A 17,556-nucleotide genomic window follows, 5' to 3' on the forward strand; every position below is an offset into this window, starting at 1 on the left:
AAATCCTTTTTGCCACTTGCACTGACATTCATGTAGACGACAGGGAACCTGTACTCGACCTCATTTCTGGTCTTTTTTGCCAGCTTTACACAGACAAAGGGGATATCTCTAAGACACTGTTACAACAGCTGAAAGAAAAAGTGATGGCATTGATCACTCGCGTTCGTAGCAACATGAAACCCATTGAGCACACGGAGTTTGACACGGCCTTATTACGTCAACGTTCATAGATAGGAATTTTAATAATTTGGTTTTATTGTCAAAAACAGAATTGGATCAAAAAATAAACGATATTATTTTCAAACTTTAGGGTTATTCTCCTTAACGTAGAGAGTCCCGGGTGATAATAGGGTCATTTTCGTTTAAAAAACCAGCATTTTCGAACGCGAGGCGCCCCTTCCCTGCAGAGGCTAAATCCCCTTCATTTTTGCCAGAGATTCATGGTGAAGCATTAACTGATGCCACGGCAAGCCTGATGTGATACCGCTTAGCACCAAACGAGAGCCACACAGGATGCACTCATGAGGGTCAATACGACTTAGGCGTTTTAACATTGCCGCATAAGTGATGTTGACGGTTTTTTCTTTTTCCTGCCCCAACAAAGCATCTATAATCGGCAGCAGTGTAGTCCGACGGCGGGGCGCTAAAAAACCATAATAGCGGACCATCCTAAAATGTTTATCCGGAATGTGGCTAATAAAACGCTGAATAAACTCGTCCATACTGAGGTTAAGTTTTTCTTGCTCTCGGGTTTTATGACTGAGGTAGCGATAGGTCACTTCCTGGCCGTTATAATGTTCCAGCCGGGATAACGACACCGGAGGCTTTTTTAAATAACGGCCTAAATAATTGAGCGTTTGCTGGGCATTGTCTGTCGGCTTTGCCAGGTCGATATTCCAATGCCGTTGGTAATGGAAATCCAGAAACTGCTCCCGTTGACCCAGCCTCGTGAGGGTTTGTGATAACTCCGGTGGTAATTGCAAGGTATCCCACTGTTGACGAAGTAGTGTGATAATCTGATAACGCCACTGTTTCATCAACGTTTTTCCGCTAAACGTGATTTTTTTCCATTTTTCGGCATTGTCATCGAGTCCGCCACAGGTCACCGAAAGATGCACATGAGGATGCCAATTCAGCGCTCGCCCATGCGTATGCAACGCCGTGAATAGGCCAGGCAATAGGTTTTTTGGCTGGCAAAAATCTAAAATAACCTTGGCAGCGAGACGACTGAGATGCGTTAACAGCGCACGATTTAGCTCAAACAACGGCCAGAACTCACGGGGAAAAGTGAACGTAATGTGTTGCCATTTTGTGATGGGAAGCACCGTGCGCTGTTTGGCCACCCACCGCTCTGTGGCTTTCTTACCACAGGAAGGGCATGAACGGCTGTGGCAGGTAAAGCAAATCCGTTTGGTGTGCGTACAGCCTGCCTTTTGACAGCGCCAGCTGGCAAACCCCAGCGCCGATGTTCCGCAGGAAAACAGTTTAATCAGATTATCGACCACCACCGGCCGTATTTTATCCGCATGAGCACAATAGTAATTCCACCACGCATGACCGACCTGAAAAGGATGACGCAGTTTACGGTTCATCTTTCAGCTCAAGCATCACGGGTGTTCTAGATCAAACGACCGACACTCCGGGCAAAAATAGACCGCATTCATTGCAGACTCTGCGGGAAAGCGAGCCCAGAATATTTCCCAAAACGTCTCTGTAATGAAAAGATTATCTCCGCCAGTAAAGGCCTGATGCGTTTTCTGATAAGGCATGGCTAAGGCTTTAGCAACCTCTTTCAAGGTCTGCTTCACCATTTTGGTATGCGCTGTTTGATGTGAGTGACAGATATTTTTAGGCATAACACCTTAGCTGAACGAGTAACGGGACCGGCTAATAGATAACACCGTTTCTTCAAAAAAATCAAGAGATAACAGACTACTTCACGTCGCCGACCTTAGGAGGCAGCCTTGATTGGTTGAAACCGTTTTTGATCAATTAAAAATATGTGTCAAATAGAGCATACTCATCATCGTTCCCCCAGAATTTTCTCGTCAATTTACTCGGTGGCATTGTGGCTTACTGTCTTATTCCATCCAAACCCAAATTAGCGGTGAACTGTTCGAATATCGTCGAATTATAAAATAGACCTCTTCGGAAACTCTGATTTATCTAATTTCCATGTTATAAATTGCTGCAATCAGATTAAATCGTAATCCAAAACGTTTTCGCCTGTTTCGATAACGATCTGATACGATTTTAAATCGTTTAATCATACCAATGACATTTTCGTTTAATACACGCTGGCTTGATAACTCACGATTGTTGCGTTTATCTTCTTTTGTTAAGGGATTTTTCTTTGTCTTTTTCTTAGGCAACGCCGAGTTTGAATGGATCTTGCCAAGCCCTTGGTAACCTGTATCTGTCACTGTTTTGATTTCAGGATGTATTCGCACGCCAGACTCTTTGAACAACCTAAAATCATGACGCCTCCCATGAGTAAAGCTTGTACAGATGACTGCTTTGCTTTTTTTATCGACGATCACTTGGGTTTTTAAGGTGGGTCGTTTCTTTTTTCCTGAGTAAAACTGCTTTTGTTTTTTTGGGGACGTTCAATCGGCGTTTCTGTGGCATCAATAAGAACGAGCTCATACTCCCTATCACTTTTTAATAAAGCTTTGCGTCCAGGGAGTGCAAAATCAGGATGCTTTATTAGCGTATTTTCTATCCATTTAATCGTTTCATAGCAGGTGCTCTCACTCACCCCATCGCTTCGGCTAACATGAAAATAAGTGCGATATTCCCGTAGATACTCAAGGGCCATTAATAAGCGATCTTCTAAACCCAGCTTGGGTTTCCGACCTCCTTTCCCTTGCTTACATTTATCTGCTTCATTCAATATCTTTATCATCTTTTCAAATGTACTGCGTTTAACTCCGGTTAAGCGCCGAAATTTTTCCTCTTCCAATACCTTTATTTGTTCATATTTCATGGGGGCTCCTTGTTCAGGAGATTTTTACCAACATTCCTACATGAATGCTATAGCAGGCGCCGTATCAGTTGATTATGAAAATTAGAAATAACATATTGATATTAATTAATATTTATTAACAAAAGTGATCACGTTACATGGCGCCTGCTATAGTTTCCGAAGAGGTCTAATAGTCTCCTTACCCCCATCAGCTTAATAATAGCGCAATATTTTTGACAGTGGCTAGCCATTGCATGATGACTTTTTTGTTTTGCGAGTCCTACCACACTTAGCAATGTATTCTTGGTAAACACTGAAAATTTTCGGCAATACACTTTGCAAATTTATGCCCTGTCTCTGTCGATAACGATGAAAAACCTGCATGCTACCTGAGTTCTAAGGCACAGTAGAGGAGTGCATGTAAATGACTTATCAACCAGTGATTTATCAACAACGTGGCTTTACTCTTATTGAACTGATGGTTGCTGTCGCTATCATTGCTGTTCTCAGCAGCATAGGGATCCCATCCTATCAACGCTATGTCCAAAAAGCCGCGCTCACAGACATGTTACAAGCAATCATTTCCTATAAAACGGCTATTGAGCTTTGTTTCTTCGAAAAGAATTCGGTAGCCGGATGTAATACCGGTGTTAACGGTATTCCTGCTGCACAAACAACACGTTATGTAAAGACCATAGAAATCACTCGAGGTATTATTACATTATCGGGCCAGCAATTACTTGATGGGCTTACTATCGTTATGACACCGACGAAAAATAGTAGCGATGGATTAAGCTGGGCTCGTACCTGTACAAGCACAAGTACATCTATCGTGGATAGCTGTAAAGCTGTTTTCCGTTTTCTTTAAAATAACAAGGCTATTTTAAAGTGATAGATTATCTGATGACTCCCTGCGGGATAATCAGCGCAGAGTTACATTCACTTTGTGAACGTTATAAAGCTATCGCGCTGACTATTGACAAAAAAACGCTAACTATTGCCATGGCTAATAACGCCAATGATGAATTGTTAACGGCGCTACGCTTTGCTTGTGGACGTAAAATCAAAGTGGAACACTGGCCAGAAGCGAAAATTGAGCAAACTCTTCGTCAATGGCTCCCACGAGGTCAAGTAAGAGCTTCAGAGTCCTCTGTTGATGCCACTTATTTTTCTGACACCGCAGAAAAGTTACCACCAGAGACCGAACCATTAGTGTTGAAAAGTCATATATCGCCGCGTGATTTTTCTACCGATGAAGAAACCTCTCTGAATAAAGAAAGTGATACTCCTGTTATTCAGTTTATTAACCAGACACTACGTATCGCTATTCAAAAAAGGGCTTCTGATGTCCATTTTGAACCTTATCAGCATCATTATCGTGTTCGTTTGCGTATTGATGGTGTGTTGCAAGAGACAAATTCTCCCACAGATGAATTAATCCCCCGCATTAGCGCCTGTTTGAAAGTCATGGCTCAACTAAATATTGCAGAAAGACGGCTACCACAAGACGGCCAATTTGCATTACAAATGGATAATTTGCGTTATTCGATGCGTATTGCCATATTACCAACCCAATACGGTAAAAAAATCGTACTACGCATTCTTCACTCCCAACAGCAACCTGATTTAGAACAGCTAGGGATGACAAATGATGCACGCGAAAAATTGATACAGGTATTGTCTTCGCCTCAAGGACTCATATTGGTAACGGGACCAACAGGTAGCGGTAAGACAGTTACCCTGTACAGTAGCCTATTACAACTTGATCACGAACAAAAAAACATCTGTAGCGTTGAAGATCCCGTTGAGATCCCTGTTGAAGGCATAAATCAAAGTCAGACTAATAATAGGATCGGCTTAGATTTTTCACGTATTCTACGAACCTTACTGCGTCAGGATCCCGATGTCATCATGATTGGTGAAATTCGTGACAATGAAACCGCAGAGATTGCAGTAAAAGCGGCTCAAACGGGTCATCTGGTATTATCTACCCTACACACTAACTCTACTGCTGATACTTTGACACGGCTCATGCAAATGGATGTGCCAGGTTATCTGCTTGCATCCTGCCTGAAATTAGTCATTGCACAACGTCTAGTACGCCGTCTCTGTTTACGTTGCAAACAACCGGCAGCGCCAATGTATTACCCTGCCAATATCTGGCCGACGCCACTAGATAATTGGCTAGCTATAGGATGTGAGCATTGTTGTGCCGGCTACTATGGCCGTATTGGTGTGTATGAAATGCTAACTGTTACCCGAGAGATCAGACAAGCTCTGGTTCAACAATTTGATCCCTCTCAATTAGCAGAAATCGCACAACAGCAAGGGAATATCACTTTACTAACAGCAGGATTAACATTGGTTGATCAAGGGATCACTACCATTAAGGAAATTAATCGTGTTGTAGATATTTTGCCGCAATGGAGACCAATAAATGAATTCCCGTCGCTTATATAGATGGCAGGCGATTAATAAAAATGGATATTTGCAAGAGGATATCTTTTTAGCGACAGAAAAAACGGCTGTCTACGAACATATCATCAAACATGGTTTACAACCCATCAGTATAAAATCAGGTAAACGTATTGCCGATAGCTATTGGCAAGGAGAGCATCTAACAACTATCACTCGCCAATTAGCCACCCTTTTGCAATCAAGTTTACCCTTAGTAAATAGCCTACAGCTTTTAGCCAAAGAAGCTGAAGCCCCCGCTTGGCGTTGCTTGTTACATGAAATAAGTCAAAAAGTTATCCAAGGGCTGTCATTTTCTGAGGCTATTGGCCATTACCCACAAATCTTTCCCGCGTTATATTGTCAACTGATCGCTGTAGGAGAACTGACGGGTAATTTAGATCAATGTTGCTCACGATTGGCAGAGCAGCAGGAACAGCAGCAGCAGTTACAAAAAAAAGTCTCTAAAGCATTGAGATATCCTCTATTTGTTTGCGTTATCACCTTATTGGTCAGTATTGTTATGCTGGTGATAGTATTACCGCAATTCGCAGAAATCTATCAATCATTTGCAGCCCCCTTACCTTTACTGACCCGTGGGCTGCTTTTTTTATCCGACATGCTAATAGGTTACGGGTTATATGTGATTTTACTATTGACCGTCATGGGCGTGGGCTACTGCCGTAAATTGAGAAAAATCCCACATTGGCGACAACGAGAGCAAGCTTGCTTATTACGCTTACCCTTTTTCTCCGCATTGATCCGTGGTAACTGCTTAGGTCAAATATTTCAGACACTGGCTATGACTCAGATCTCGGGTTTAACACTGGCCGCAGGTCTACAAGCGGCGGCATTATCGGTGAATAATTTTTTTATCAGCAAGCGATCTACGGGATTTATCAACAGATCGTTCAAGGAACCCCGCTACACCATGCTTTATCCCAATATAATTTATATTCCTCTCGTCCATTATTCCCACCGTTATGCCAACAATTGATCCGTGTTGGAGAGGAATCGGGTTCTTTAGACTTGCTATTAGAAAAACTCGCCTATTGGCACCAACAACAAACTCAAGAATTAGCTGATAGCCTGACCCAGATGCTGGAGCCAATATTGATGCTAGTCGTCGGTACCATTGTCGGCGTGTTAGTTATTGCTATGTACTTACCTATATTTCAATTGGGCAATATTATGGAATAAATCTGTTACCGAAGTATTTTGCTAGTCAAATTCACACCACGCAGCAGGTTATACAAGAGGTCTAATTGTAAATTCTACAATGAATTTATGGGTTCAATTATATTATTCAAACAGACGGTTGAGGCCATTGAGTGCAGCCACACGGTAGGCTTCTGCCATAGTCGGATAATTGAAAGTAGTATTAACGAAATATTCGATAGTATTATTTTCTCCTTTTTGTTCCATAATAGCCTGTCCAATATGAATAATTTCGGCAGCCCGCTCGCCAAAGCAGTGAATACCGAGAATTTGCTTATTCTCTCTATGAAATAATATCTTTAAACTTCCAACGTCCATACCGACAATTTGTGCTCTGGCGAGATGCTTAAACTGTGCACACCCCACTTCGTAAGGTATTTTATCTTCCGTAAGCTGTTGCTCAGTCTGACCAACGGAACTAATTTCAGGAATAGTGTAAATTCCTGTTGGAATGTTTTTGATCAAACGAGCTTTGGCTTCACCACAAATCAATACCTGTGCGGCAATACGTCCTTGGTCGTAAGCCGCCGATGCTAAACTTGGATAACCAATCACATCACCCACAGCACATATATGAGAAAGGGCCGTTTGGCACATACTGTTAACTTTAAGTAAACCTCGGCTATCCGCTTTTAAACCGATATTTTCCAACCCTAGATCATCGGTATTCCCAGTACGACCATTGGCGTAGAGTAAACAATCCGCTTTCATTTTTTTGCCGGATTTTAAATGAACGATCACGCTATCTGCAGTACCTTCTATTTTTTCAAATTCTTCGTTATAACGCACTACCACACCATTACTTGAAAAATGGCAGGAAAGGGCCTTTGACACTTCCTGATCGAGAAAAGCGAGTAAATGACTGCGAGTGTTGATCAAATCTACTTTGACATTTAATCCGCGGAAGATAGAAGCATATTCACAGCCGATCACCCCAGCACCGTAGATAATGATGTTGCTTGGCTTGTGCTCAAGTTTCAGGATAGTATCACTGTCGTAAATACGTGAATGCGTAAAATCAACGTCTACGGGATGATAAGGTCGCGATCCTGTCGCGATCACAATATTCTTGGCGCAAAGAATTTCAGAAGTGCCCTCGGAGCTTACCCTTAGCGTATTTGCATCGATGAAGCTAGCATTACCAAAGAAAATCTGACAACTATTACGATCATAAAAGCTCTGACGCATACGAACTTGTTGTTCAATGACTCGTTCAGCATGACGCAAAATATGAGAGAAGGAGGATGATGTGATGGTACGTAGATTATCGTTGTACAACGGATTCTGGTTGAATTCGATAATACGGCTAACCGCGTGACGTAACGCTTTAGAAGGAATGGTCCCCCAATGGGTACATCCACCGCCGACATTGTGGTAACGTTCAATAACGGCGACACGAGCGCCTTGTTTAGCTAGCCCCATTGCGGCACTCTCACCGCCAGGACCCGAACCAATAACGATGGCATCAAAATGGGAATGCTGTTGCATGTGGCAAAAACCTATTTTCAGACAAGATTTCCGCCCGATGCTAACACTATCTTATTTATAACCCAACTATCTATTGGCTTTTTCACTATGATCTTTTTTGCGAAGTATACTTACGAGCACCGCACAACGCAGAGTTCATTAGATTTCTTGCAAAACCTACTACGTACTGCAAATTCTGCGTTATCTATAGACGTACTGCTGGAGTAACACAATAAGTGCAACCAGCCCCCAATAATGTAGGTTTCACAACAGATCTGGCCATATAATGGTGATTCACACTACAATCAACGGTTTCATCAGAGATCTATTAAAAAATTGGATATATTTGGATACGATTATGGGGGTTCGGGCACAACAAAAAGAACGTACTCGTCGTTCTCTTATCGAAGCGGCGTTCAATCAACTGAAAGCTGAACGCAGTTTTTCCAGCCTCAGCTTGAGAGAAGTCTCCCGTGAAGCAGGCATTGCGCCAACTTCTTTTTATCGACATTTCCGTGATGTTAATGAGCTTGGATTAACCATGGTCGATGAAAGCGGTTTAATGCTGCGACAGCTTATGCGTCAGGCACGCCAGCGCATCGCCAAGGGCGGCAGTGTTATTCGTACATCTGTGACCACATTTATGGAATTTATTGGCGAGAATCCAAATGCGTTTCGTTTGTTACTGCGTGAACGCTCAGGTACATCGGCAGAGTTTCGGGCTGCAGTAGCACGCGAAATTCAACATTTTATTGCTGAATTAGCGGATTATTTAGAACTAAAAAATAATATGCCACGTAGTTTTACCGATGCACAGGCCGAAGCAATGGTAACTATTGTATTCAGTGCCGGTGCGGAAGCGCTCGATATTGATATTGCACAACGCAAGAAGTTAGAAGAAAGTTTGGTATTACAATTACGAATGATCTCCAAAGGGGTTTATTACTGGTATCATCGTGAGACAATAAAATAGACTTCCTTCATAGTCTACTGTGCGGTGTGAATTCGGCGTGAAATCAAGGTACACAAGTGAATGATCAAACATATTTTTCCAGTAAAACTCCACATTCCATATGGCAGCTATAGGGAAATTGGTCAAATAACGCTAATCTTTTGATTTTATGACTGTATTTTAACTGTCCGAGGTTAGCACACAAGGTGATTGGATTGCATGAAATATAAAGGATACGTGGGTAAGCACGCACCATATCGAGCATGTTATTATCCAATCCACTACGTGGCGGATCGACAAAAATGGTTTCACAACGATAACTATTTAGAGCAATAGATTGCAAACGATTAAATTTTCTCACTCCCTGTAAGGCCTGGATAAGTTCTTCTGCCGACATACGAATAATTTTTACGTTATCGACATTATTAGCCACAATATTAAATTGCGCAGCGGCAACTGAAGGTTTTGCTATCTCTGTGGCTAATATCCGATCAAAATTACGCGCCAGTGCCAACGAAAAATTTCCATTACCACAATAAAGCTCAAGCAAATCACCCTGAACATTTTTTGTTATTTCTATAACCCATTGTAACATATGAATATTTACTGCCGCATTGGGTTGAGTAAAACTGTTTTCTACTTGCCGATAAATAATATCACGCCCAGCAACAGGTAATATTTCATCAACATAATCTTGATCCAGAAGAATTTTAGTCTTGGCAGCACGCCCAATAAGGTGCAAATCAAATCCCTGTGACCGTAGCTGATCACGCAAAATGCTCGCATGCTGCTGCCATTCTTCATCTAATGGGCGGTGATAAAGCAAAGAAGCAATAATTTTATTACTGCGTGTCGACAGATAATCAATCTGAAATAGTTTATATCGTAAAACAGGCTTATCTTTGATGGCAGCGATCAACGCACGCATCAGGAGGTTGATTAACTGGCTAGCAGCTGGAAATTGTTCAATACGGATATGCTGTTTCGTTCCTGGCACAAACATGATGTGATAGAGCTGATCTCCATCATGCCATACCCGGAACTCTGCTCTCATGCGGTAATATTTTGCTGGGGAGCTAAATATCTCTGCTTCAGGTGCTTGGAACGGGGCCATCATGCTCTTGAGGCAAGCCACTTTTTCTGCCAATTGATGAAGGTAACTCCCACTAGGCAAGGTATTGAAGATCATCAAGGTCCCTCGGCTGGCTATTGATATTTATTCGCTCAAAAGGCAAGTACCGCTCGACCTCTAACAACGGCTTCGCTGTCCATGGTAGGATCGTTCACCTATTTGATAAAAATTACGAGACGGTTTATGGCGACCACACTCCAGAACGCGAACATTTTTTCACTGGAAGCTATAACTTCTAAGGCTAACCCGGCCCCCCCACTACCGCCGACTGTGCTAATTCTTGATTCAGGAGTCGGCGGCCTGTCAGTATACCAGCACATCCAAAGATTACTGCCGGATCTTCATTATATTTACACTTTTGATAATTTTGCCTTCCCTTATGGCGAAAAATCAGAAGAATTTATTGTGGCACGCGTATTGAAGATTGTTACAGCAGTGCACCAGCGCCATGCATTGGCACTGGCGGTCATCGCCTGTAATACTGCTAGTACCGTTTCTCTGCCTACCCTACGCACACACTTTTCTTTTCCTATAGTCGGTGTAGTTCCTGCCATAAAACCCGCCGCATGGCTCACTCATAACAAGGTAATTGGCTTACTGGCGACTCGGGCAACGATCACTTGTTCTTATACACAGGATTTGATTAAACGCTTTGCTAGTGGTTGTCAGATTGAACAGCTATGGTCCTCCGAGTTGGTTAAACTGGCAGAAGCAAAATTACATGGCACCAGGGTATCTATCGATATGTTAAAGGAGATTTTAACCCCTTGGATTAATATGCGAAAACCACCTGATACCCTGGTACTCGGCTGCACACATTTTCCTCTGCTAATAGAAGAATTGACACAAATTCTACCACAAGGTACCCAAATGGTAGATTCAGGTGCAGCGATAGCACGTCGTACATCTTTACTGCTTTCACCCCTGAGCAATAGGGTATCCGCTGAGGAAAATATTGCTTATTGCCTCGTTAAAAACACTGACACTGATCTTTTATTACCTGTTTTACAGCAATATGGTTTTACCACAGTGAAAACATTACCCATTTAACAACATGATAAATAAACAACGAACAGAGCATTGGCTTAATACTTTTCCAGTTAGGTACCATTCTGGTGGTATTTTGGTCTGTCTCGTCTTTCTGAGAAATTTAGCGTTGACAGTATGATCACAGCTGGATATGATGCGCACCGTTCACATCATTCCCCTGTAGTTCAGTTGGTAGAACACCGGACTGTTAATCCGTATGTCACTGGTTCGAGTCCAGTCAGGGGAGCCAAATACGATATTAGCCGGTATTAGTGGCTGACTGTAGTGATAAAGAAGCCCGCATTCTAACTAGGTTTGCGGGTTTTTTATTGCCTGTTCTCTTCCAGTATGGCATGGCTATATTCTGTTTTTTAGGGACTAGATTTGGGACTCTATTTTTTAGTCCCCCAAATAGGTAGTTCCAGAGTCCTATTAATGGTGATTAATATGGTAATACAAATAAAATCCCTGACCAATGATAAAAGCAGTAAGGCAGAACGATTGGTAAAATTAGATCATACAACCGATTCGCTTGATGCTAGTGACAAATAGAAAACTATTAGGCAACTGATTTAGTGTTTTTAATGGCGATGGCTATATGTTAACTGTCCCTAGATAAAAAACAGTCTTTTACTGGCTTGTAGAATTTGTTACTTCTATACCCATCGCCATTAAAACCACTGGAAAATTTGCTCAACTAGATTAAAAATAAGGTCATGAAAATAAACTCACCGACAGCCTCTCAAAAACAAGATTTGGAACGCCTTCATCGTTACGAACACGATGGCCGTGTTCGAGATCGAATCAAAGCCGTGTTGTTGAAAAATGAAGGCTGGAATAACAAAGCGATTGCCCACGCATTAGGTATTCATGAAGAAACAGTGAGGCAACATGTAACAGATTGGCTTTCAGACGAAAAATTAAAGCCTGAAAATGGCGGTTCGTATAGTAAGTTGAGCGTGCATGAATCTTTATTGCTTGAAAAACACATTGAAAGCACGACTTATAGCCGTGTCATCGATATCTGTGCTTATAATTTGGCGTCTGTTACACCGTATCTGGCATGACAAAATGGCTGCAAGCGCATTGTTTTAGCTATAAGCAGCCCAAAGCGACGCCGGTTAAAGTGGATGTTGCTCAGCAAGAAGCGTTTATCGCGTCTTATTTCACTTTGCTAGAGAGTGCTCTTAAGAATGAACCGATTGTTTTTATGGATTCAGCCCCTCCAACGATGGCTACTAAAGTGGTCTGCGGTTGGATAAGGAAAGGCAAAGATAAGCCGCTGGTCAAAACAGGGGCAAAAACACGGGTTAATGTCATGGGTGCCATTGAATTGAGCACCATGAAGGTGGTCAGTGCCCGTCCTGAGCAGGTGAATTCAGAAACCACCGTCGCTTTTTTTGAGCAGCTCAAAGCTGCTTATCCTGATGCACAAAAGATACACATTATTTTAGATAATTCTGGCTATCATTGCCGTCAGCGAGTCAAAGACGCCGCATTAGAGAAGGCTATCGTACTCCATTATTTACCCCCTTATAGCCCTAATCTTAATCCCATCGAGCGATTATGGAAGGTCATGAACGAGCGTGTCAGAAACAACCGATTTTTCTCTTCAGCCAAAGAGTTTCGTGGGGCTATAGCCGAATTTTTTGATAATACATTGGCAAAAATTGCTCCCTTTCTCAGGGGCAGAATTAACGATAATTTCCAAACCATCTAATCCAGACCTTCAAGTTGAATGAGTATATAACAATTTATTCAGGATCTCTCGCTAAGGTTAAAGAAAGAAAAATCAAGCGAAAGAATGCGGTTTATAAGGAGCACAATAAGATGTCGGAGCCGATTTCTAATAGTACGGCTACTCTCGTGACTACTAGCGTAACCATTGCTGATGTATTATCACGGGCGGATGCAAATGTACTGATCGCTGCATTAGCAGGAGCAGTAATTTTTGTTCTATCGGCAATAGAATTTACATTGTTCAAAAGAATCATGTTGTTTGCGGTATCTTTTTTTACGGGTATTGTTACAGCTGGTTTTGTTTCTGAGATGCTCGCCACGATTGTACCCACACAGATAGAAGTTAAAGCGCCTATCGGCGCTCTACTTGCTTCAACAATCTCCGTCCGTTTTTTGATGTCGATTAACAATAACCTTACTTTTTTTATAAACCGTTTTGACAAGCGAGGTGGTGAAGATGTTAAGTAAATATGTAATTATTGTTAATGCAATCGCATGTTTGGTGACTGCGGGGCGCTTGTTCTCATATCAACGCCAAGGCGCCGCCTATCGCCCGTGGGCTGGATTTTATGCGTATATTCTGATTGTTGCCAGTGGATCTGTAACAATCCGCGTTCTAATGGGTGATTACACGACTGCTGACTGGTCAGAAACCTTAATCAACATCACAGTATGTATTGCTGTTGTCGCTGCGCGTGGAAATATCATGCGTTTAGCACGACCTGCAAAAGATAATCTGTAGTTACGTTACATTAACATCAATAAACCAGTTTCCTAATAGCCCTCCATCATATTTTCAATCGGCTAGAAGAAAATAATAAAGTCGAAAGAGGGCGCAGAGATGAAAGAAATAGAAATGACCAATGCAGATCGCTTGTTACTATATATCATATTCTAATGTTGCGCTTTCATCACTAATTGTTATGGTGACCGTTGAGTCAATGATAAGAAAGCGCATATCTGAAATATGTCCATTAGGAAAAAAATCTTAGAAATTGTATATTTCTTTACATTTTCTGCAATAACTTCATAAGCTCTTTAGTTATATTGTGATTTACCTCCACCTATATTTTCATCCCACCGAAAACAATACCTCGTATTTTACTTAACGCACCAGAAAATTCTAATCTTTGCATGTATCGGTCTATCTTGTAATAGAAATCCTCTCCGACCTCTTCTATAAATAGAATGGCATCTTTATAAGAAAAATTGTATTTTGTTCCAACGAGCGCTGCTACTACAGTTAAATTCCCCCAATCAATTTTCCCTTATATTCGCCTGTTTGGTTGAGTGAATTATTATCAATTGAATAATTAATTTTTTTTCGGCCAATATTTTAAAAATATTTTCATAAGATATCGGAGTTGATTCAGGCACTCTGATAATATCTTGTCCATGTATGTTCCAGCATAAGAATAGTAGTGATTATATTTATCAAGGGTATTAGATCCAAGTTTAACAATATAGCCTTTGCCTTTAATCATATTAATTGCCATATTTAAAAATAAATAATTTTCATCCTTTACCGCACCAGCAGGAGACAAAATTGCAATTTTACTACCTTCTTTTAAAGGCTTAGGCCAATTTGGATTATTTGATATCATTGTATTGCCGCATTTCAATCATTTGTTTTCGCATCATAAATTTTTGCACTTTTCCTGTAACGGTCATTGGCATTTTATCGACAAAACGTACGATTTTTGGAATTTTGTAGCTGGCGATCTTTTCTTGGCAGAACATAATAATCTCCTCTGCGGTCGCTTGTTCACCCAAGCGTAACACCACCCATGCACAGACCGCTTCACCATATTTTTTATCGGGTATACCAAAAACCTGTGCTAACTCAATTTTGGGGTGCCGTAGAGTAGGTCTCTGGTTTGACATCATCTCCCCAGCGACCTCTCGTCAAACCGTGCTTGCAGTTTTCCCGCACACGGCTTTCCGACTGTCTTCTTTCCACAGCGTTACGACGGCACAGGTCGGGCATACCGACTCCCTTCATCTCCGGTTACGGACAGGCTGTACAGCTTAAACAGCCCGTGGTAATCGTAGAACCAGGACGGCGGGTGGTCCCTCCACCCCTTACCCCGTTTCTTGTGCTTCTTCCGCAACATGATGCAGAGTGTCCATATCGTGTAATTCGCTATGCTCAAGAAATGCTTCCTTGAATTACCTGTCTTGAAGTAATTCCCCCATCCGCGAAGAATCGGGTTTACCTTTTCTTTCACCAATGTGGGCCAATCCCAGTGCTGCCCTTTTCGGACAACATCACGGATTTTCTGCTTAACAGACTTCATAGCCTTGGGAGTCGGATAGTAAAAGGTCTTCAACTCGCCCGTCACTTTCGATGGTTGAACTGCGAACCTGTGACCTAGAAAGTCAAACGGCTCTTTCATGGCATTAACTATCCGCGTTTTCTTGGCATTAAGCGTCAACCCAAGTCGGTCTAAGACTTTCTTGGCCTGATCCAGATAAAACTCCGGGCGCTTGCTGCACAAAATCACAAAATCGTCGGCATATCGCACGATATGAGCATCATGCGGACGTTTACCGAACGCCTTTTTCTCCCACGTCGAATCAAGCCAGTGCAGGTAGAGATTAGCGAGCAAGGGAGAAATTACTCCCCCTTGCGGCGTACCGGTCGTCTCCTTCCGGATTTTCATCTCTTCCATCGCTCCAGCTTTAAGCCACATCTCGATCAGCTTTACAACCGAGCGATCAATGACTCTGGTTCGAACGGACAGCAGTAATTTATCGTGCGGAATTGTGTCAAAGTACGACTTCAAATCCGCATCTACCACCCAGTGGCACTTAAAATTCAGCCACTTGTAGATTTCCCGCAATGCTTGTTGTGCATTCTTCCGAGGCCGGAAGCCATACGAGCAATCCTTGAAGGTAGCCTCAAAAAGAGGTTCGATAACAATTTTCACCGCTGCCTGAACAACACGATCTGCGATAACGGGAATGCCTAGAGGTCTTTGCGTTCCGTCAGCCTTGGGGATGTACACCCGTTTGACCGGCAGAGGCGTGTACCTCTTTTTCATGAGTTTTGTTTGGATTTCAGCCAAGAATGACCCAACTCCAACTTCCTTTTCAATGACTTCAAAAGTCTGCTGGTCGATGCCTGGGGCACCTTTGTTGGCTCGGACTTGCTTGTAGGCCATCCATAACACATCGATCTGACACACCTTGTCATACAGCACGCCGAATTTCCGTGTTGGATTCGTCTTGGCTGCTAGGTATAACTTTCGTTGCAGTACTCGCACTCTTTCTAGCGACGTGTTTTCAGCTTTCGCAATCACGTAATGCCTCCTACAAAAAATAGCATGACAGAAGCAGAGGCCCTTCTCTCCGACGAGGTTATGTTGTCCTCATCATCAACAGTACTATGGCCTCCTCCGACTCCTCTATCCCGCGTCTATTCGAACTTCGGCGGTTACCTTATATCTTCAATTACGCGGTGGGTTAAACCACGACGGGTAGAGGTCTCGTTCGTTCCGCTCAGTTCTATGCGCACATCCCATCCTCAATACCCCGAGTTCCCGTTCTAGCTTCAAGTGGTTAGTTAATCCACTAGAACTCGATGACCTTCGCCCCCATTCCAAAGGCTCGGCGGAACCACCCTACACCACACTCTCCCAGCATTGCCGTGTGGCTGACATTTACGAGGCTTGTTCAGGTTCACTTTCGTTACGGGCTGTGTGCTTGCGCGCGCCCACGGACTGGGTCAGGGGCAACGTTTATCCGGCGTTGCTTCCATGTTTCAGTCGCCTTCCACATGTACGCCATAGCTACGCAATCAAACTAACCAATTATTGCAGCAGGACTCGCACCTGCAAGAAACTGAGCAGCTTAGCGAACCGCTCAAAACGGGATATCATCGTCAAAAGCTTCTGCAGGCTCGCTGCTATTGTTGGGCCGAACAGCCGGTCTTGATTGATCATGGCGTGGCGCAGGAGGGGCGTTAAAGGGTTTGCTGCTCGATGGCTGCTGAGGCGGATAACCTGGCGCACCATCATGCACCGCACCACCCTGTAGTGGCATACCTGGTGGCATCATCGTGTTCGCCCCGTCTTGCAAGTTGCTAGCAGGTGTACCACCCGTTTGACGTCCACCACCACCTAGCATTTGCATTACGCCATTAATGCCAACGATAATTTCGGTAGTGTAACGATCTTGACCGGTTTGGTCTTGCCATTTGCGCGTTTGTAAAGCCCCTTCGATGTAGACTTGAGCACCTTTACGCAGATATTCACCTGCCACCTCTGCCAGTTTGTTAAACAACACGACACGATGCCATTCCGTTTTATCTTTCTGTTCACCGGTTTGTTTATCACGCCAGCTTTCTGACGTCGCTAAGGTGAGGTTGACCACGGCACTTCCGTTCGGCATGTAACGAACCTCGGGATCTTGCCCTAAATGTCCAACCAAAATTACTTTGTTTATGCCTCTACTGGCCATGTTGATTCTCCCGCTGCAGTATATTTTTTAGTATAAACGACTGAGTTTAACATGCGATAGGCAGAACGACATAGCGGTTGATAACCGCAAAACGGCCCGCAATTTTCTTGCAATAGCCTGAATAAGTTGCACACTGAT

Annotated in this window: 16 protein-coding genes, 1 tRNA gene and 4 pseudogenes; 11 read left to right on the top strand and 10 right to left on the bottom strand. The window is 42.9% G+C overall.

The genetic code is table 11. The features are described from left to right. Positions 1 to 29: 29 nt before the first annotated feature. Positions 30 to 227: pseudogene (locus AAHH42_RS14745) on the top strand (transposase); the annotation flags it as partial. Positions 228 to 410: 183 nt separating this feature from the next. Here the strand turns inward: AAHH42_RS14745 and AAHH42_RS05450 are convergent. Both AAHH42_RS05450 and AAHH42_RS05455 read right to left on the bottom strand, forming a co-directional pair. Continuing rightward, complete coding sequence (locus AAHH42_RS05450) at positions 411 to 1,592, bottom strand: IS91 family transposase (RefSeq protein WP_342221419.1); 1,182 nt, start codon at positions 1,590 to 1,592, stop codon at positions 411 to 413. Positions 1,593 to 1,607: 15 nt separating this feature from the next. Beyond that, positions 1,608 to 1,856: a hypothetical protein gene (locus tag AAHH42_RS05455; RefSeq protein WP_342220947.1), complete on the bottom strand. Its 249-nt coding sequence runs from the start codon at positions 1,854 to 1,856 to the stop codon at positions 1,608 to 1,610. A gap of 112 nt (positions 1,857 to 1,968) precedes the next feature. Here AAHH42_RS05455 and AAHH42_RS14750 point away from each other — a divergent pair. Next, positions 1,969 to 2,137, top strand: a pseudogene (locus AAHH42_RS14750) (IS982 family transposase); the annotation flags it as partial. A 25-nt stretch (positions 2,138 to 2,162) separates the two neighbouring features. Here the strand turns inward: AAHH42_RS14750 and AAHH42_RS05460 are convergent. After that, a protein-coding gene (locus tag AAHH42_RS05460) for an IS5 family transposase (protein WP_240313793.1) occupies positions 2,163 to 2,986 on the bottom strand; the annotation gives its coding sequence in 2 pieces (ribosomal slippage) (positions 2,163 to 2,599 and positions 2,599 to 2,986; 825 coding nt in all). A 403-nt stretch (positions 2,987 to 3,389) separates the two neighbouring features. Here AAHH42_RS05460 and ppdD point away from each other — a divergent pair. The 3 genes and pseudogenes from ppdD to hofC all read left to right on the top strand — a co-directional run bounded on the left by ppdD (position 3,390) and on the right by hofC (position 6,619). After that, positions 3,390 to 3,833 (top strand): prepilin peptidase-dependent pilin, encoded by a 444-nt coding sequence (gene ppdD, locus AAHH42_RS05465; RefSeq protein WP_072551084.1) that lies wholly within the window; start codon positions 3,390 to 3,392, stop codon positions 3,831 to 3,833. Between the two features lie 35 nt (positions 3,834 to 3,868). After that, the gene (gene gspE / locus AAHH42_RS05470; protein ID WP_342222021.1) at positions 3,869 to 5,425 is read left to right on the top strand and encodes a type II secretion system protein GspE; all 1,557 of its coding nucleotides are present in this window, start codon (positions 3,869 to 3,871) and stop codon (positions 5,423 to 5,425) included. Then, positions 5,403 to 6,619 (top strand): annotated as a pseudogene (gene hofC / locus AAHH42_RS05475) (protein transport protein HofC). Before gspE ends, hofC begins: the two are co-directional and overlap by 23 nt. A gap of 102 nt (positions 6,620 to 6,721) precedes the next feature. On the opposite strand, the gene sthA reads toward hofC, so the two are convergent. After that, positions 6,722 to 8,125 (bottom strand): Si-specific NAD(P)(+) transhydrogenase, encoded by a 1,404-nt coding sequence (gene sthA / locus AAHH42_RS05480; RefSeq protein WP_342221827.1) that lies wholly within the window; start codon positions 8,123 to 8,125, stop codon positions 6,722 to 6,724. A gap of 337 nt (positions 8,126 to 8,462) precedes the next feature. Between sthA and fabR the strand changes: the two genes are divergently transcribed. Next, positions 8,463 to 9,077, top strand: coding sequence for an HTH-type transcriptional repressor FabR (gene fabR / locus AAHH42_RS05485; protein ID WP_072551090.1), 615 nt, complete (start codon positions 8,463 to 8,465; stop codon positions 9,075 to 9,077). Between the two features lie 64 nt (positions 9,078 to 9,141). On the opposite strand, the gene trmA is transcribed toward fabR, so the two are convergent. Further along, positions 9,142 to 10,245 carry a tRNA (uridine(54)-C5)-methyltransferase TrmA gene (trmA, locus tag AAHH42_RS05490; protein WP_072551087.1) on the bottom strand — a complete coding sequence of 368 codons (1,104 nt, stop codon included), beginning with the start codon at positions 10,243 to 10,245 and terminating at the stop codon, positions 9,142 to 9,144. 126 nt (positions 10,246 to 10,371) lie between these two features. On the opposite strand from trmA, the gene murI reads away from it, so the two are divergent. From murI to AAHH42_RS05515, 5 genes and pseudogenes are all read left to right on the top strand, one after another. Continuing rightward, complete coding sequence (murI, locus tag AAHH42_RS05495) at positions 10,372 to 11,238, top strand: glutamate racemase (protein ID WP_072551088.1); 867 nt, start codon at positions 10,372 to 10,374, stop codon at positions 11,236 to 11,238. 153 nt (positions 11,239 to 11,391) lie between these two features. Continuing rightward, positions 11,392 to 11,467 (top strand) — tRNA-Asn (locus tag AAHH42_RS05500). A 466-nt stretch (positions 11,468 to 11,933) separates the two neighbouring features. Further along, positions 11,934 to 12,937, top strand: a pseudogene (locus tag AAHH42_RS05505) (IS630 family transposase). A 110-nt stretch (positions 12,938 to 13,047) separates the two neighbouring features. Next, complete coding sequence (locus AAHH42_RS05510; protein WP_072551004.1) at positions 13,048 to 13,425, top strand: putative holin; 378 nt, start codon at positions 13,048 to 13,050, stop codon at positions 13,423 to 13,425. Further along, positions 13,415 to 13,699 (top strand): phage holin family protein, encoded by a 285-nt coding sequence (locus tag AAHH42_RS05515; RefSeq protein ID WP_072551005.1) that lies wholly within the window; start codon positions 13,415 to 13,417, stop codon positions 13,697 to 13,699. The genes AAHH42_RS05510 and AAHH42_RS05515 overlap by 11 nt, the downstream gene beginning before the upstream one ends. Positions 13,700 to 14,021: 322 nt before the next feature. Here the strand turns inward: AAHH42_RS05515 and AAHH42_RS14755 are convergent, their stop codons facing one another. The 5 genes from AAHH42_RS14755 to AAHH42_RS05535 all read right to left on the bottom strand — a co-directional run bounded on the left by AAHH42_RS14755 (position 14,022) and on the right by AAHH42_RS05535 (position 17,418). Next, the gene (locus AAHH42_RS14755) at positions 14,022 to 14,219 is read right to left on the bottom strand and encodes a hypothetical protein (protein WP_425286324.1); all 198 of its coding nucleotides are present in this window, start codon (positions 14,217 to 14,219) and stop codon (positions 14,022 to 14,024) included. A 51-nt stretch (positions 14,220 to 14,270) separates the two neighbouring features. Then, positions 14,271 to 14,561 carry a hypothetical protein gene (locus tag AAHH42_RS05520; protein WP_072551006.1) on the bottom strand — a complete coding sequence of 97 codons (291 nt, stop codon included), beginning with the start codon at positions 14,559 to 14,561 and terminating at the stop codon, positions 14,271 to 14,273. Beyond that, positions 14,548 to 14,844 (bottom strand): AMP-binding enzyme, encoded by a 297-nt coding sequence (locus AAHH42_RS05525; RefSeq protein WP_342221828.1) that lies wholly within the window; start codon positions 14,842 to 14,844, stop codon positions 14,548 to 14,550. Before AAHH42_RS05525 ends, AAHH42_RS05520 begins: the two co-directional genes overlap by 14 nt. A gap of 77 nt (positions 14,845 to 14,921) precedes the next feature. Beyond that, on the bottom strand, positions 14,922 to 16,259 hold the full coding sequence (gene ltrA / locus AAHH42_RS05530; RefSeq protein WP_342221829.1) for a group II intron reverse transcriptase/maturase: 1,338 nt from the start codon (positions 16,257 to 16,259) through the stop codon (positions 14,922 to 14,924). A gap of 562 nt (positions 16,260 to 16,821) precedes the next feature. Further along, positions 16,822 to 17,418 (bottom strand): single-stranded DNA-binding protein, encoded by a 597-nt coding sequence (locus AAHH42_RS05535; protein ID WP_072550880.1) that lies wholly within the window; start codon positions 17,416 to 17,418, stop codon positions 16,822 to 16,824. Positions 17,419 to 17,556 lie beyond the last annotated feature (138 nt).

The organism is Candidatus Fukatsuia endosymbiont of Tuberolachnus salignus (genome assembly GCF_964030845.1).
In the GTDB taxonomy this organism is placed as follows: Bacteria; Pseudomonadota; Gammaproteobacteria; order Enterobacterales; family Enterobacteriaceae; genus Fukatsuia; species Fukatsuia symbiotica.